General features: G+C 49.5%; 17 protein-coding genes. 15 read left to right on the forward strand and 2 right to left on the reverse strand.

Annotation, left to right across the window (positions count from 1 at the left end; translation table 11 throughout):
• Positions 1–81: 81 nt before the first annotated feature.
• Together PAECUDRAFT_RS00005 and PAECUDRAFT_RS00010 are read right to left on the reverse strand one after the other, a co-directional pair.
• Positions 82–417 (reverse strand): transposase, encoded by a 336-nt coding sequence (locus PAECUDRAFT_RS00005; RefSeq protein WP_006036019.1) that lies wholly within the window; start codon positions 415–417, stop codon positions 82–84.
• Between the two features lie 486 nt (positions 418–903).
• Positions 904–1,554: a hypothetical protein gene (locus PAECUDRAFT_RS00010; protein ID WP_006036020.1), complete on the reverse strand. Its 651-nt coding sequence runs from the start codon at positions 1,552–1,554 to the stop codon at positions 904–906.
• A gap of 240 nt (positions 1,555–1,794) precedes the next feature.
• On the opposite strand from PAECUDRAFT_RS00010, the gene PAECUDRAFT_RS00015 reads away from it, so the two are divergent.
• From PAECUDRAFT_RS00015 to PAECUDRAFT_RS00085, 15 genes are all read left to right on the forward strand, one after another.
• Positions 1,795–1,983 (forward strand): DUF4177 domain-containing protein, encoded by a 189-nt coding sequence (locus PAECUDRAFT_RS00015; RefSeq protein ID WP_006036021.1) that lies wholly within the window; start codon positions 1,795–1,797, stop codon positions 1,981–1,983.
• A 3-nt stretch (positions 1,984–1,986) separates the two neighbouring features.
• A complete protein-coding gene (locus tag PAECUDRAFT_RS00020; protein ID WP_006036022.1) occupies positions 1,987–2,484 on the forward strand; it encodes a GNAT family N-acetyltransferase in 498 nt (165 codons plus the stop codon).
• A 6-nt stretch (positions 2,485–2,490) separates the two neighbouring features.
• Positions 2,491–3,054, forward strand: a complete 564-nt coding sequence (locus PAECUDRAFT_RS00025; RefSeq protein ID WP_006036023.1) for a nucleotidyltransferase family protein — start codon at positions 2,491–2,493, stop codon at positions 3,052–3,054.
• 60 nt (positions 3,055–3,114) lie between these two features.
• A complete protein-coding gene (locus PAECUDRAFT_RS00030) occupies positions 3,115–3,495 on the forward strand; it encodes a DUF6547 family protein (RefSeq protein ID WP_006036024.1) in 381 nt (126 codons plus the stop codon).
• Positions 3,496–3,610: 115 nt separating this feature from the next.
• Positions 3,611–4,105, forward strand: a complete 495-nt coding sequence (locus tag PAECUDRAFT_RS00035; protein WP_006036025.1) for a DinB family protein — start codon at positions 3,611–3,613, stop codon at positions 4,103–4,105.
• Between the two features lie 19 nt (positions 4,106–4,124).
• Positions 4,125–5,180, forward strand: a complete 1,056-nt coding sequence (locus tag PAECUDRAFT_RS00040) for a hypothetical protein (protein ID WP_006036026.1) — start codon at positions 4,125–4,127, stop codon at positions 5,178–5,180.
• Positions 5,181–5,191: 11 nt separating this feature from the next.
• Entirely contained in the window at positions 5,192–5,554 is a 363-nt protein-coding gene (locus PAECUDRAFT_RS00045) for a hypothetical protein (protein WP_006036027.1), read from the forward strand.
• Between the two features lie 157 nt (positions 5,555–5,711).
• Positions 5,712–6,293 carry a TetR/AcrR family transcriptional regulator gene (locus PAECUDRAFT_RS00050; RefSeq protein ID WP_006036028.1) on the forward strand — a complete coding sequence of 194 codons (582 nt, stop codon included), beginning with the start codon at positions 5,712–5,714 and terminating at the stop codon, positions 6,291–6,293.
• A 62-nt stretch (positions 6,294–6,355) separates the two neighbouring features.
• Positions 6,356–7,072 carry an SDR family oxidoreductase gene (locus tag PAECUDRAFT_RS00055; RefSeq protein WP_006036029.1) on the forward strand — a complete coding sequence of 239 codons (717 nt, stop codon included), beginning with the start codon at positions 6,356–6,358 and terminating at the stop codon, positions 7,070–7,072.
• 145 nt (positions 7,073–7,217) lie between these two features.
• Positions 7,218–7,721 carry a hypothetical protein gene (locus tag PAECUDRAFT_RS00060; protein WP_006036030.1) on the forward strand — a complete coding sequence of 168 codons (504 nt, stop codon included), beginning with the start codon at positions 7,218–7,220 and terminating at the stop codon, positions 7,719–7,721.
• A complete protein-coding gene (locus PAECUDRAFT_RS00065; RefSeq protein ID WP_006036031.1) occupies positions 7,718–8,296 on the forward strand; it encodes a hypothetical protein in 579 nt (192 codons plus the stop codon). The genes PAECUDRAFT_RS00060 and PAECUDRAFT_RS00065 overlap by 4 nt, the downstream gene beginning before the upstream one ends.
• A 184-nt stretch (positions 8,297–8,480) precedes the next feature.
• The gene (locus PAECUDRAFT_RS25840; RefSeq protein WP_006036032.1) at positions 8,481–10,943 is read left to right on the forward strand and encodes a bifunctional aminotransferase class I/II-fold pyridoxal phosphate-dependent enzyme/GNAT family N-acetyltransferase; all 2,463 of its coding nucleotides are present in this window, start codon (positions 8,481–8,483) and stop codon (positions 10,941–10,943) included.
• Positions 10,944–11,277: 334 nt separating this feature from the next.
• Entirely contained in the window at positions 11,278–12,450 is a 1,173-nt protein-coding gene (locus tag PAECUDRAFT_RS00075; protein ID WP_006036033.1) for an FAD-dependent oxidoreductase, read from the forward strand.
• A 61-nt stretch (positions 12,451–12,511) separates the two neighbouring features.
• Positions 12,512–13,195 carry a TetR/AcrR family transcriptional regulator gene (locus tag PAECUDRAFT_RS00080; RefSeq protein ID WP_006036034.1) on the forward strand — a complete coding sequence of 228 codons (684 nt, stop codon included), beginning with the start codon at positions 12,512–12,514 and terminating at the stop codon, positions 13,193–13,195.
• Positions 13,196–13,544: 349 nt separating this feature from the next.
• Entirely contained in the window at positions 13,545–15,851 is a 2,307-nt protein-coding gene (locus tag PAECUDRAFT_RS00085; protein WP_006036035.1) for a glycosyl hydrolase family 18 protein, read from the forward strand.
• Positions 15,852–16,132 lie beyond the last annotated feature (281 nt).

Here is a 16,132-nt window from a genome sequence, read left to right on the forward strand (position 1 = left end):
GATAGTAGTAGGTTGACCGAGGCACCTGGCAGATCCGTAGCACCGTTCGAGCGGGATACCCTTTTCCAATCCAGTGAATCGCTACTTCAAGTCTTTCAGCGCGGCTGGGTTCGTTTTTTTTAAAAGGTCTTTCAGAATGTTGTTTTCCAGTTCTTTCTCACCCAGCAGCTTCAAAGCTTCCTTGTATTTATGCTCTAATTCATGGAAGTTTGCTGCATCTTGTTTCATCTGCTTCGCTTCATCCTGTTTGCGTACCACTATATCACCCACCTCATCCTGGTATTGACGAACCCACGTGCTTAGTGTACTCGGAGACATACCTTGCTGACGGGCAACTACCTCTACCCTGTACCCGGCTAGCACTTCGGCTACCAGCTCCTTCTTCACCATTACAGGGCATCGAAACCTTCTTTTCATGGACAATTCCTCCACTTCTTCTAAGTTTATATGAAGTGGTGAAAGTGTCCAAGTTGATTAGGGGGCTATAAAGCTCGGTCCGTTAGAGCGCCAAGTCCTCTCACTAACGCTAGATTACACACTAATCGTCCCTGCTCGGATGGAATAGATACCGCCCGAAGCGGGGAGAACCAGTCGTCGAATTCTAACGGACTCCAGAGCCGCTAACCCCCGCGAAACGCGCCGATTGCAACTGTAACGGACCTCACAGCCTTTATTTAGCACAATCTGGGCTGCGAAGGGGCAATTTTGGCCCAATAAGGTCTCCTGAGTCCGTTACAGCAAAAAAGTGCCCGATTTGGGCTGAATAAGGTCTCCTCGGTCCGTTAGAATCCCCGTCCATGCTCGGATTGATTGAATAGATACCGCCCGACAACTGGGGAAAGCCAGTAGTCGCATTTCTAACGGACCGCAGAGCTCTATTTCCCGCGAAACGCGCCGTTGCAGCTAATCCAGACGCAAACGGTAAAGGCGATACCTCGTTTTCCCGCTCGTCGCAATCAATACGCCCAGATGAACAAGTTTGTGCAGCAGCCTCCGTGCATGGCGGTCCGTAATACGCAAATGGCCTGCAAGCTCAGATGGGGCGAACGGACGAAGCAGGCGCCGAGCAAAGCGGACCGCTTCTGCCTCCAACCAGGACCATTCGGAAGGCAGTTCCTTCGAAATGAATTTGCCGATGAACGAGAGCACGAGCTGCTGACAGCGCTGGGGCTCATCTTTGATCGAGAGGTAGGCGATCGGCAAGAAAATCCAGTCATCCAGCGCTAATAAACAATGCCGCCAGCATAAGTCTTTGAATCGTTTGACATCCAAATCTCGGGCGTGAGGACCGTATCCTTGAATCTCGATGCCGCCTTTCATGCCTCCTGGCATATAAGCAAGATCCACATAACGGTAGCCATTATGAAAATCACGCACCTCCCACTCCGGATATAGATGGTCGAAGCTTCGGACGGCAGGAAACCACACCTCTCGCAAAAACTCCACGGTACCATGACCGAGTCCTTTTTCCAACAATTCACGCCGCCTAGGGTTCGTCTCCTGCACAATTTGCGTTTGTATCCATTCCTCGTACCTTTGCTCAAATCTGGACATGCGCGCTCTCTCCTTTCAATCACCACGGGATTTAAACAGAAAAAAGCCGCCCCGATACAAAAGTATCGAAGCGGCGTGTGCTTCACGACCGAATTGTTAATAGTTTACATCGAAAAAGGCTTGACGGCAATAACAGGTTGCATAAAGGATTTATTAGGTTTGATGCGAACAAACCCGTTTGGACATAAAGGAAATTGTGGTAAAGTAAGGGTGGACTGCTTAATTAGGAGGGGCTTCAGCATGTACGAATATACGTTTGTCGAGACATCTCTCGGCGGTTTTTTCAGCTCGGCTACGCATCGGGAAACAATCGAAGAGTATGCGAAGGAAGGGTGGCGACTCGTACAAGTGCTGCCTACGAATTATAACGGGCATGGCAAACCGGCGGCTTACGAGATTATTTTTGAGCGGCTCATCCAAGAAGGGTAGAAGATGATCAGACAATTGCTGCATACAGATGTTGAAGATTATTGGAAACTAAGGCTTGCCGCTCTCCAAGGGTTCCCTGAAGCTTTCGGTGCTTCTTATGAGGAGGTAAAGGACAATTCAATTGCTGCCGTGAGAGAACGAATTGGCATTACGGAAGAAAATTTCATTTTAGGCGCATTTCAAGAGGGGCAATTGATCGGTATGGTCGGGTTTAGAAGAGAGCATCAGGTGAAGGTGAAGCATAAAGGAATCCTATGGGGCATGTATGTGAAGCAAGATTTTCAAGGTAGAGGAATTGGAAAAGAGTTGGTGCAAGAATTGATCAGCAGGGCAAAGCAACTACAGGGGTTAGAGCAGATCAATCTAATGGTGGCTGATCACAATGATCGTGCAATTGCGTTGTACCACACAATTGGATTTACGAAATATGGTAAAGAAATGAATGCGATGAAGCTAGGAAACTCATACGTGCATGAAGATTTAATGGTTTATCGATTATAAGCGAAGGTGAGGTTTTTAATCATTTTCGAAGAACAGCTTAAAGACTATATCAACAATGAACCGTATTTAATAGAAGATTTGAAGCTAGTAAGCGAATTAAACCTGCCTGACTGTTACATCGCCGCGGGTTACATTCGGAGTATGGTGTGGGATCGGCTTCAGGGGCTGGAGTCTCGCGGCAAGCATAGCGATATTGACGTGGTGTTTTTCGACCCTACGAATCTATCGGAAGCTCGAGATCATGCCATTGAAGCTGAGCTGATCGCTCGAACTGGCAACGAAAAGTGGTCGGTTAAAAATCAAGCAAGGATGCATATTCAAAATGGCGACGCGCCATATCAGAATACGACGGACGCGATCTCGTATTGGCCGGAGACGGCAACTGCGATTGGAGTTAGGCTCGATCCTGACAATGAAATCGAGATCATTGCGCCGTATGGACTCGATGATTTATTTCAGATGGTCGTTCGAAGGGCTCCGTTATTTCTGGATAAGGCTTATTACATGCGAAGAGTAGCTGGTAAGAATTGGAAGAATCAGTGGAGCGGTATAAAGATAATTGAGGAGTAACGAACATGCGTAGCGTCATCCAAGGGATAAATCTTTTAAGAGAGGGGCTACACAACGAAGATGAATCAAGAATATGAGCAAGCGAGCTTAGATGTATACAAAAGCTTTATCGACGATCTGGTCGATATTCGTCCAGGCGTATTGACGTTGTGGGCGGAATCGAAAGGCTGGCCTAAAACCGAAGAAAATGCAAAATTCAATTCGTTTTTGAGCGAGCTAACGCAAGAGCAAAGAGCAATATTGGCCATGATGATCCAGCAGTCTAGAGACGGCGGGATTCATGATGTGTTGGCTTATTTGTCCGAGGAAACGAATTTGAACGGGCTGAAGATTATGAAAAATGACGTGGAAATGTCAGTAGAGCCTTTTGGCACCCAGCTTTATTTTGACTGGGTTTGCAGAAGAGAGGGAGACGATTGGCCGGATTCCCGCCACGACTAGGAGACGATGGAGTGAACCAGATCGATGAGCGGTTTAATAAAATATCGGAGGTTATAGGCCACACAGGGACTGGAATCAATATGTAATTTAATTCCATAAGGAGGTGAATTTACGAATGAGTGAATCGAGCTTAATTGCCATCTACCAAAATGGTCTGCACAAGTATTCGATGGAGCAACTCCGATCGATACCTGAACCGGGCGTATGGTCCCTTGGTCAAATGTATGACCATGTCATCCTCACTGCGCTTGATTACTTGGACCAAGTGGAAAATTGCTCATCTGCGAATGAAGAGCAATCGCTCGGGAAGACAGAGGCGGGCGAGCATATTCTCCGGCAAGGCGGCTTTCCGCCGATCAAAATCAAGCTGCCGAACGGTCCCGAAAACTCGCCCAGCAACACTGAAACGAAAGAGGAGCTGCTTCGAGGTTTTGATTTGATTATTCATCGCATGGAACAATGGGAAACGAAGCTTGATGCGATCAATCCGAACTATAAAATTCAGCATGGCGGCTTTGGTTGGCTGAACGCGCGCGAATGGTTTGGCCTGATCGATATGCATTTCCGTCATCATTTGCGGCAGAAGAACGAACTGGAACAACGATTATAATTAGGGGGGTAAACCTACAATGGCAATCTTACCAATTAATCCAGCGCCACTCATTAACTGTCGCATGCACTATGCGCTCATGCTTTCGATCATCACGAAAATGGACAATCATGAGCCGTGGCTTTATAGCAACTTTGCTAATTTACAATGCAATAAAGAGGGGTATCAAGGCAATCTCAATAATGATTTACGGTTTTGCAAAAGTGATAATCCGGCCTATTATACTTCGATCATTGATTTGGAAATCGTAAAAGCGCCGACTTTTCAAAAGCTGAATTGCTCGCTGCTCGATGTGCTTCGACAAGCGATTGCTGCTAACAAATACGTGTATATGTTTGCTAACAAATATTACATTCCTTCGACGCCATTTTATCAGGAATCATCAATGACGCAGGATTTATTGGTGTATGGCGTGGATGAAGATAACGAACTGTTCTACATTCTTTGTTATGATAAAAATAAACTGCTATCCTCCATTCCTGTCAGCTTTGAAAATATGGAATTGGCAATCCAGCATAGCCATTACGAATTTTGGAATGAAACGATGTCCTTCATTCAGTGTCCGGATGAATCGTTTGCTTTCCGGGCTCGCTCGAATGAGGTTGATATCCGGCAATTGCTGAATGATTTGGTCGATTATATGGAGTCAACCTGCCGATCTGAAGTTGTTCGTCAAACGATTAACGCTGAGCTTTATGATTTTGGCATATCGACGTACGATACTTTCAAACGATGGATTGCGGATGAATATGTGAGATACAAAGATTTTGATCCGTTGATTGGGCTTACGACGATTTGGGAGCATAAGAAGCTGATGCACGCTCGGGTTCGCTACTTGCATCACTTGCAGCTGATCGATATGCCTTCATCCCTGCTAGAGGAATTCGAACAATTGGAAATCAAAGCGTTAGGCTTGCGAAATCTAGCAATCAAAATGAAGTACCATAATCGATTAGACTTTGAACAATTTTATGCGAAGATGGATGAAGTGCGCGATGCGGAAGTCGCAATACTGCCGGAGCTGATTCATCGGTTGGAAATGAAGCTTGCTGGGCATATCGAACAGACGGTATAGGAGGATCACTTTTGAAATCAATCAATTTCACGCATGTCATTAGCTCAACGATCTTAGGCGTCGCACTTATCATAGGGTGCTTGATCTTCGCGGGGAACGATAAGAGCGCGTCAGGAAGCGGGCCACAAGAAATTGCGGCGGTCAGCCTAACCAAGCCGCTGTTGACCATTCCAGAAACGGCTGCTTACTTGCATATTCCTGAGTCGAAGGTTAGAACGATCATCCAGTGGGAAGTAACGATGTCGAATACGACCGGCACATCCGTAGGTATGGCGCTTCCGGTTATCGAAATAGATGGTGACATGTATGTCATTACCAAAGGCCTTGAGGAATGGTTACAGGATGCGGTGCACAACAGGAAAGAGTACTTTTAAGAAATTTTGATTTTGATGAGTATGCCGATGTCATCAAAAGCACCTATTTTTTATAGGTTCAGGCCCTATCTATAAGAGAGAAAAAAAGTCTTGACGTCCTTCTTTAATGACCATATTATGGTTACATACCGATGAGTACAGAAAGTTGGATGTAACAATGGTAAGACCGCGGGAGTTTGATGAACAACAAGCATTGTCGGCCGCAATGCAGGTGTTTTGGGAGAAGGGCTATGAGGCAACCTCGATCAGCGACCTTACGACGCGTATGGGCATTCAACGTCCAAGCCTGTATGCGGCATTCGGAGGAAAGAAGGAGCTGTTCGAAACGGTTCTTCACAAATACACGCAAATCAGTTTAACCTACATCGAGAACCTGCTTTCTCGAGCGCCTTCAGCAAGAGAGGCTGTGCGTATTTACTTGCAGGGGATTATCGAAGGAGGCGGCGGGAGACAAACGAACTTAGGCTGCTTATGCATAAACACGATGGTAGAGCTGGCGCCGCATGACCAGAGCTTTGCTCATCTCACCAAAGACTATCAGCTGCGAATTACCGAGCTGCTTCGGCAGACGATAGAGGATGGTATTCGTAAAGGCGAGCTTGCAAGCGGCTTGAACGCTGTCGCCATTGCACGGGCATTAACGGTTTCGGCCGTCGGGCTTGCCGTTACGATGAAGTCGGCTCCCGAGCACGCGTATGTTGAAAATGCTGTAACTGAACTGCTTACTTTGCTCGTATGAGCACTTTTTTTTTGCCAGTTATGTACTGAACGGTATTAAATGAAAACAGGAGGTTATGGACGTTGAACTCGAATACGACCATTGCATTGATAACAGGAGCGAATAAAGGGATTGGCTTGGAAATTGGAAGGCAGCTGGGACGGCAGGGGGCAATCGTGATTCTAGGAGCAAGAGCAATAGAGAAAGCTGAGCGCGCGGCTGCGCGGCTGCAAGAAGAGAATATTCAAGCTTTCCCGATTGAACTCGACGTGACCAGCAGCGAGCATATCCAAGCAGCTGCAGCGAAGATCGAGGCGGAATACGGCAAGCTGGACATTCTTGTGAACAATGCGGGCACTTTTTTGGATCATGAAGGCAATAACACAGATGTTATGCAGCGGTCACTTGAAGTGAACCTGTTAGGGCCGCATGCTTTGACAGAAGCGCTCCTCCCCCTCATCGAAGCAAGCCCGGCAGGACGAATCGTGAATCAATCGAGCATTCTTGGATCGGTTGGCACCATCTTATCCGACGAGTTTCTTGGAAGAGCGTCCGCTCCCGCTTATACGGTTTCGAAAGCTGCGTTGAACGCTTGGACTGCGCAGTTATCCATCAGGCTGGGCGGAACGAACGTGAAGGTAAACGCCTGCCACCCGGGTTGGGTGAAGACGGATATGGGCGGGCCGAATGCGGTCATGGAGATCGAGGAAGGAGCCGAAACGGCGGTATGGTTAGCTACGCTTCCGAGTGACGGACCGACCGGAGGCTTCTACCACAAACAAGAGAAATTGCCTTGGTAATGACGATAAGCAAGGGCTCCTGCTCGATGAGCAGAAGTCCTTTTTTCCATATTTAAGGAGGTGATTCCCTTTAAAGGTTCGAATATCTATATACGATGGTATTCTGAAGAACCAGCATTTGGGGGGCGGGAGGTTAGAGGATCACATGTTTCGATTAGCCAGCACGATTACAATTATTCGACGAGTACTTCTTGTCGTACTCATCCTGTTGCTATTGCCTCATTATATCGGGCGATGGAGCACAAACAAGGGATGGGGAATTAATGATCCGTTGCAGGCTCTGAAAGCGGATGGCGGTATTATGACGGAAATTCCGATCGGCCAGTCATTCAAGATTGATGACGATACGTTTACCGCCGAAACCGTCTACGTAACGTCTAAGCAGATATTGATGACATATACGTACCGCGTCAAGCAGACGCACAATGCGTGGTCATTTCCGGCGATGAGCCTGAAGCTCGTAACGCCTGACGGTCAGCAACTAGACAGCCGTGATGCAGGAAGTCATGGTACCTCAAGCGGATCACGAGGTTACATTGCTTACAGCTTACCGGACTTACCAGTCGATCATGCGACGATCGTCTACGATTGGTACGACCGGAAGGCTCAGCTTGATATTTCCCTCGTGAAAGCAGGTGAGGGAGAATGAACAAAAAAACGATCTTCTCGATCATCGAGTGGCTTATCGTTGTTCTCTTGCTTTGGCTATGTTTCGAAACGTACTACATTTCGATTGGCAGTTCTTCGCCTGAGCAGGCGCATCAGCTGTCAGAGCGCAGCTTCCACTATGGTCCTTCCAACGTTGTGCGTAAAGTAGAGGTTCCATTTGATCGCGATCAGGTGATTTTCCTGGGCAAGTACAAAGATTGGTTCTCTGCAGACACTGTACAGCGTAAAAGGGGCAGATGGGTCCCAGGCGGAAGCGTTGCGGGCGTCCCTATCGATCGCGATAAGGCGATTTCATACAGTTGGCAAGGCGATTCCCCTAAAGATTCACGGATGTCGTATAAATTTTACGGTTACGTATCCGATGAGCGTATCACTGCTGTCGAACTGCTCATGACAGATAAGAAATCTGGTAAGGCAGCGCCGCTGCGCGAAGAGATCAAGGAAGACCGCATGTTTCTATTCCTGTGGGAAGCAAAACAAGGTAGTCTTCAATGGCAAGCTATTCGCGGGCTTGATAAGGATGGGAAGGTCATCGATGAGCAGAAGCTAGGGTAAATGTTGAAAGCAGTCGGACGACGACTGCTTTTTTTGTCATCATTTACATTTGATAGCTAGTTTGCTATTATAAGAATGCCATTGATGCAAACGTTTGCGCAATTTGATTGAACTAAATTAACAGCGTTGTTATAACGGAGGTTTTAAGGACAAAGAACATGATAAATACTAAGGGGGATTATTAATGTCAAGAACAGTAGATCCGATCGACCATTTATACCAAATGGTGAAGGACGGTATTTCCTATGGGATCGTGCATCAGGTAGCAGAAGATGAGTACCATTCCGGTAGAACGATTCGGATTCATGACCAGCAATTAATTAATTTTGGGCTTTGCAGCTATTTGGGAATCGAAGCGGATGAGCGGTTGAAGCAAGGCGTAATCGATGCCGTGAATCAGTTCGGCGTCCAATACTCGGTTTCCCGTGCCTATGTTTCCAATCGCTTGTATACGGAGCTGGAAGATTTGCTGGGGCAAATGTTTGACGGCAAGCATGTTCTCGTTACGCAAAACACGACGTTAGGCCATCTTGCTGCACTGCCGGTCATTATTGAACCGAATGATGCAGTCCTTGTTGATTTTCAAGTGCATAACAGTGTTCAGACGACCTTAAGCCAATTGCGGACGAAGAAGGTTCACATCGAGTACATTCGCAATGATGACATGGCGCAGCTGGAGGAACGGATTGTTGCACTGCAGGAGCAGCACCGCAGAATCTGGTATCTGTGCGACGGCATCTACAGCATGTACGGTAATGCGGCTTCAATAACAACGTTGGAATCGCTGTTGAACCGGTATGAGCAATTCCATCTCTATATTGACGACGCTCACGGCATGAGCTGGAGCGGCAAGCATGGAAGAGGCTTCGTATTGAATCAAATCGAACAGCACGAGCGCATGATTGTCGTTGTTTCTTTGAGTAAGTCATTTTCGGCCGGAGGGGGCGCGATCGTTTTTCCTAACTTCGACCTCTATCACAAAGTAAAATCATGCGGCGGCCCGATGATTTTCTCAATTCCGATTAATCCGCCGACGCTGGGCGCAGCGGTTGCATCAGCGAAGCTGCATCTCTCGGACGAGCTTCCTGCCCTGCAAAATCAATTGATGGCGAACATCCGATACTTCAATCAGATGGCGGAAGCGTATCAGCTGCCGTTAGTGAACGCGACGGAAAATCCGATCCGATTCATCGGGGTAGGACTGCCCAAACTGGCATACGCGGTCGTTAGCCGTCTGCAAGAGCTGGGTTTCTATACGAATATTGCAGCGTATCCTGCAGTTCCGATGCGTCGTTCCGGTATTCGGATCACGGTGACCAATCATCACACCAAGGAAGATATTTTGGCGCTGATCCAAGCAATTGCACAGGTGCTTCCCGTCCTGCTGCGCGAAGGCGGCAGCTCGATGGACAAGCTGTACAAAACGTTCAAAATGTCGAATCCGGACAGCTTGACCATGCCTGCAAACGAAGAAGGCCGTTCAAGTTCGGCTGCATTAAAGCTTGAGCATCATACGAGCATTCAAGAAATACAATCAAAAGAATGGAATCAGCTGCTTGGAGGGCGCGGATTCGAATGGGATTTCCTTCACTGTCTGGAGCGGACATTCGAGAATCAGCCATTGCCGGAAAACAACTGGGCGTTCCATTACTATATCGTTCGGGATTCCAACGGTGTACCTGTACTGGCTACGTTTTGTACGAAGGTATTGTTGAAGGATGATATTTTGGAATCGGGTGAAGTATCGAAGGCAGTGGAGCAGCTTAGAGTCGATAATCCGTACTATTTAACCTCCAACTATCTGGTGATGGGCTCGCTTCTGACGGAGGGCGACCATCTCTATCTGGACCGCCAAGGAAATTGGCAGGAAGCGCTTTCTATGTTTATTGAGGAGCTTCAAGCAGAGCAAGCGAGATGCCACGCGAATACGATTATGCTTCGTGACTTCTCGATTCATGATGAAGAGCTGGCAGAGTGGATGAAACAGCACGGCTATCTTAGCAGAGCAATGCCGGAAAGCAATGTCTTGATTTTGCAATGCGAGGATGAACAAGATTATGTGAGCCAGCTATCGAGAAGCGCGCGCGCTTTGATTCGGAAGGAAGTGCTGGCGTTCGAGCATATGTTTGAGGTGGACATTGTTACATGCGACAGCCCGACGCCATCTGAGGCATTGATCGAAGATCTTCATAACTTGTACCTCAACGTACAGCGAAGAAAGCATGATATCAATTTGTTCGCGCTCCCGCAAAATCTGTGGTCCGAGATGCTGAAGCATCCCGGATGGGAATTGCTCGTATTCCGAATCGCTCCTGAGCATGGCGGAGATCCGGAGGGTCGGCCAGTCGGTTTCATGAGCTGCTATAAAGGGGAAAACCATTACGTTATGTCGATGGTGGGCATCAATTCGCAATATACGGAGAGCCATCATCTCTATCGTCAAACGTTCTATCAATCGATCAAGAGAGCGATTCAATTAAAGCTGCCGGTTGTCCATCTGGGCATTGATGCGAATAAAGAGAAGCAGCGTTTTGGGGCGGCAACGCATGCTACTAATGTCTATTATCAGACCTCGGATCATTACGCTTATCAGGTTCTGGACAATATTAAAGCGAACTTGGGCAGTGCGTTGGCAGTTACGAGATAACAACGTAATAAGAATGGGAACATCGCCTACGAGCAAAAGCCCAATGGAATTTATCGAAACAGCCGGTTGCGGCGACGATGTCATGGAAACTCGTACGCGTCGACTAAGCGCCAAGCAGACAGCCTTCTTTCGCCATTTCAATAGGCCGAATGAAGGCTGTTTTAAAATTTTAGACGAACGATGTTCTTTACGAACAGTGTTCGTTATGTTATAACTGAACTATCAACGAACGTAAACCGCTTTACTCTATGACGAATACTGTTCCTTACGAATATTGTTCGTCTGCATGATGAATAGCTGGATATTCACAAACTACCTTCGAGGAGCTGGTCTTATGGTAACAACAAAAAGCAACGTGCATGGTCAACAGCAACGGATTGCGATCATAGGCGGTGGACCCGGCGGTCTGACGCTCGCTCTTATTTTGCAGCGTAACGGCATGGAGGCAGTCGTCTATGAGCGTGCGGAATCAGATACGAGCAGCCAGCAAGGCGGGTCTTTGGACATCCATGAGGATTCTGGGCAATTCGCACTAAAAGAAGCGGGATTGCATGAGCAGTTTCAAGCTCTGGCGCGTTATGAGGGAGAAGATTTCCGTCTATTCGACAAAACGGGGAAGATCTATATGGACGAGGTTGCTGGCGTCGACGAGTCTGGCGACCGTCCGGAGATTGATCGGGGCACGCTGTGCGGGCTATTGCTCAGCGCTATTGCGCCGGGGACGATCCGATACGGCCACAAGCTGATCGAAGCGATTCCGCTTGGCAACGGGAAGCATGAGCTTCATTTTGACAATGGCTTCGTCGATACGGTCGATCTTGTCGTAGGCGCTGACGGCGCGTTTTCCCGCATTCGTCCGCTGCTCACCGATGCAGAAGCCGCTTATACCGGGCTAAGCATGATCGAGCTCAACGTACTGAATGCCGCGGTTGATCATCCTGAGGTGGCGGCGTTGAACGGGCGGGGCAAAATGTTCGCATTAGCCGATCATAAAGCGATTCTGGGACAGCTGAACGGCGATGGGCGAATTCGCGTCTATTTGAGCTTTGAGACGGAGCGCGAATGGCTCGATGCATGCGGCATTCCGTTCGATCAGCCCGAGGAAGCGAAGAAGCAGCTTCTGGATTATTTCAACGATTGGGACGAGTCGCTGAAACGGTACATTCATGCTGCTGATGGGGCGATCGTACCAAGACGTATTTACATGCTGCCTGTTGGGCTGCGGTGGGAGCGCAAGCCTGGCGTTACCCTTATCGGCGATGCGGCCCATCTGATGTCACCCTTTGCAGGCGAGGGCGTGAACTTGGCGATGCTGGATGCGGCGGAGCTTGCGAAGGCAATCGTCGCCAAATCCGATTTGAACGAAGCGATTGCCGCGTATGAGGAGAAGATGTACGCGTATTCGTCCCGCTCGGCGCAAATGTCGGATGACAATTTGAAGCTGACGTTCGGCGAGAATGCGGCTGCGAAGCTTCAGGCGCTGATGGCGTCGTTCCATGCGCAATAAGCGCAAAGCAAGCCATGTCCCTATGATTTACTAATGATTAGCCATATGTTATAAGGGAATTATGAAAAATACTACTCGAACCGTCATTAGCCGCCGGGCGCGGCCAGCTAAAGAGCCGCTAAGCAAAGCGCTCATCGTAAACACGGCATGGGAGCTATTGAGAAACGAAGGGTCGTCCGGCATGAGCATGCGCAAAATTGCTAAGGCGCTGGACACCGGACCTGCATCGCTCTATGTGTATGTGAAAAACTTGCAAGAGCTGAACGCTTACGTGCTGGATCATGGGCTGGATAAGGTTGTGCTGCCGGATCCGCAATCGGCGGATTGGCGAACGAATTTATTTGAGGCGCTGCACAACTACCAGCAGGTGCTGTTTGAAGCGCCGGGAGTCGCGGAGCTTGCGCTCACCACGATTCCGATCGGACCGCATTCTCTAGTCATAACGGAGTATATTCTTGCGAGGCTGCATGAGGGGGGAATGTCTGCGAGAACGGCTGCGTGGGGATTGGATATGCTATTGCTTTATGCGACTTCCGTCGCATTCGAGCAAGCCTCCCGCAATGAAAGAGGGAATGAGCTGGATGCGCTCTCGGCTTCCTATCTATCCTTGGATGCAGCGCAATATCCGATGCTTGCCGGCGCTAGAGAAGAAATGACCTCTGGCAGCATGACGCCGGAGGGACACGAGCGGTTCCGATGGGGGCTCGACGTCATATTGCAAGGCATGATGCAGAAGCAAGCCTAGCGCTCGCAAGCCTTACTAGGAAAGAGGAGCGGAACAAGCCAAGCTGACTTTCAGTTAGCTTGGCTTGTTCTGCTGTTGTCGAAACAAACAGATCTATAGCGATCAGCAGGAGCCCGCAAGGGCTCTTTTTTGCGTAATTCGAAAGTCCCACCAGTGGTTCTAGCAGTCGGGACTCGCTGTTTTTTTGCCCCTTCAAAGCGGAAAAGTACCCCTTCTCAATTCCCCGATTCAGCCTTCAAAATGAGAAATGTAACCAATTCGTAAATGTCATTTACGAAAATGAATGGAGGGTTGTCGCGAGTTTTGCCGATTTCTATCATCACATATACAAGACGAGAGGAGATTTTGGATGAAGACATTATTTGCTCATACGAAAAGGTCTGTATTGGTTATGTTAGCGGTATTGCTGGCGGCGACTTTAGGTACGATTGCGTCACCGGCGCAGCAATCAGAGGCAGCGGCTGCCAATTATAAAGTAGTCGGGTACTTCCCGGCTTGGGGGGCATACGGCCGCACGTATAATGTGTCGGATATCGACGGCTCCAAGCTGACGCATATCAATTATGCTTTTGCAGATATTTGCTGGAACGGCACGCACGGCAACCCGGACCCGACGGGACCGAATCCGGTCACGTGGTCTTGCCAGGACGAGGTGGGCAACATTAGCGTGCCTAACGGAACGATTGTGCTCGGCGATCCTTGGATTGATGCGCAGAAAGCGTATCCCGGCGATACGTGGGATCAGCCGCTTAAAGGCAATATCAATCAGCTGAATAAGCTGAAGCAGCAGTATACGCATTTGAAAACGATTATCTCCGTTGGCGGCTGGTCATGGTCGAACCGCTTCTCTGATGTAGCGGCAACGGCTGCGACGCGTTCTACCTTTGCGAAATCGGCGGTTGCGTTCATTCGTCATTATGGCTTCGACGGCGTCGATCTGGACTGGGAGTATCCAGTTGGCGGGGGATTGGCTGGCAATAGCGTTCGCCCTGACGACAAGCATAACTACACGCTTCTGCTGCAGGAGATCCGCAAGGAGCTTAATACAGCAGGCGCAGCGGACGGCAAATCATATTCGCTGACGATCGCATCCGGCGCGTCGCCGGCGTACGCGTCCAACACCGAGCTTGGCGAGATTGCGAAGTCGGTCGATTGGATCAACATTATGACCTACGATTTCAACGGCGCCTTTAATCCGAAGAGCGCGCATAACGCGCCGCTGTATGCCGACCCGGCTGCTGTTGCGGCGAACATTCCTGATGCGAGCACCTTTAATATTGCAAGTGCTGTACAAGGGCATTTGAATGCTGGCGTTCCGGCAAGCAAAGTCGTGCTTGGTCTGCCATTCTACGGCCGCGGCTGGAAAGGCTGCGCAGCAGGGCCGAATGGCGACGGGCAATATCAGACCTGCAATGGCGCGCCTGCCGGCACTTGGGAGGCGGGAAGCTTCGACTACGGCGATCTCGCAGCCAAGTATGTGAACAAGAACGGCTTCGTCCGCTATTGGAACGATGCGTCGAAGGTGCCTTATCTGTATCAGGCATCCACAGGGACGTATATCAGCTATGACGACGAGCAGTCGTTCGGCTACAAGATCAATTATATCAAGTCGCTGGGCTTGGGCGGCGGCATGTTCTGGGAGCTGTCGTCAGACTGTCGCGTCAGCCCGAACTACTCGTGCAGCGGCACGAAGCTGCTTGACGTTCTGGCTAACGGATTAAACGGCGGGGGCATTACGCCGCCGGCAGATCAAACGGCGCCAACTGCACCGGGCACGCCTTCTGCAACGAATGTAGGGTCGACGAGCGTAACGATTGCTTGGGGCGCTTCGACGGATAATGTCGGCGTAACCAGCTATGACGTTTATAGAGGCACTACATTGGCCACGACGGTTGGCGGAGCAAGCGCGACAATCAGCGGTTTGACGGCGGACACCACCTACACATTTACGGTAAAAGCTAAAGACGCCGCAGGCAATGTCTCCGCAGCAAGCGCTCCATTGACAGTTAAGACTGCGACTTCTGGCGGCGGAACGACGGGCTGCAGCGATCCGGCATGGTCAGCGACAACTGTCTATACAGTCGGCCAACGCGCCGTTTATAACGGCATCGTTTATGAAGCCAAATGGTGGACGCAAGGCGACCGCCCAGATCTGAGCGGCGCTAGCGGCGTATGGAAAACAATCGGTGCATGCGGTACGGGCGGCGGCGGGACGACCGATACGACGGCGCCAACGGCTCCATCCGGTCTAGCAGTAACGGCAGTAACGCAAACGAGCATTTCGCTTGCTTGGAACGCTTCCACAGATAACTCCGGCAGCGTGGCAGGCTATGATGTGTACAACGGAACCGCGTTAGTCGCTTCTGTAACCGGACTGAACGCAACGGTGTCGGGCTTGACGGCGGGCACGACGTACAGTTTTACCGTGAAAGCGAAGGATAGCGCAGGCAACGTCTCGGCTGCGAGCGCAGCGGTTTCCGGTAAAACATCCGATGCGGGCACGACGAATCCATCGAATGCGTGGGTAGCGAATCATGCTTACAAAGTGGGCGATATCGTCACTTATAACGGCAAGTCGTATCAATGCCTGCAAGCGCACACGTCGCTGGTAGGCTGGGAGCCGGCAACGACAGCGGCGCTGTGGAAGCTGCTCTAATCGCAGGGACAGATCAAACGTAACGTGTTCGATGGAGCAAAGCCAGACAGCCCTAGGCTGCCTGGCTTTTGTGCATCTTTCAGGATAAACGAACATACGTAAGGAAATCTTAACAATCAAACTGGAAAAAGGTTGGCGCCCGGATGAAAATATTTGCTGTGTTCGCATTGCTGCTTTTGCTAAGCCTGGCTCTTTCACTCGTCATGGACAATGTGATTCACATTGGGCTTCCTATGTCTATCCGAAACTCATTGAGTTTTTTATGGTTCATGCGAGCACCT

The sequence above is a fragment of the Paenibacillus curdlanolyticus YK9 genome (assembly GCF_000179615.1).
Lineage (GTDB): Bacteria > Bacillota > Bacilli > Paenibacillales > Paenibacillaceae > Paenibacillus_T > Paenibacillus_T curdlanolyticus.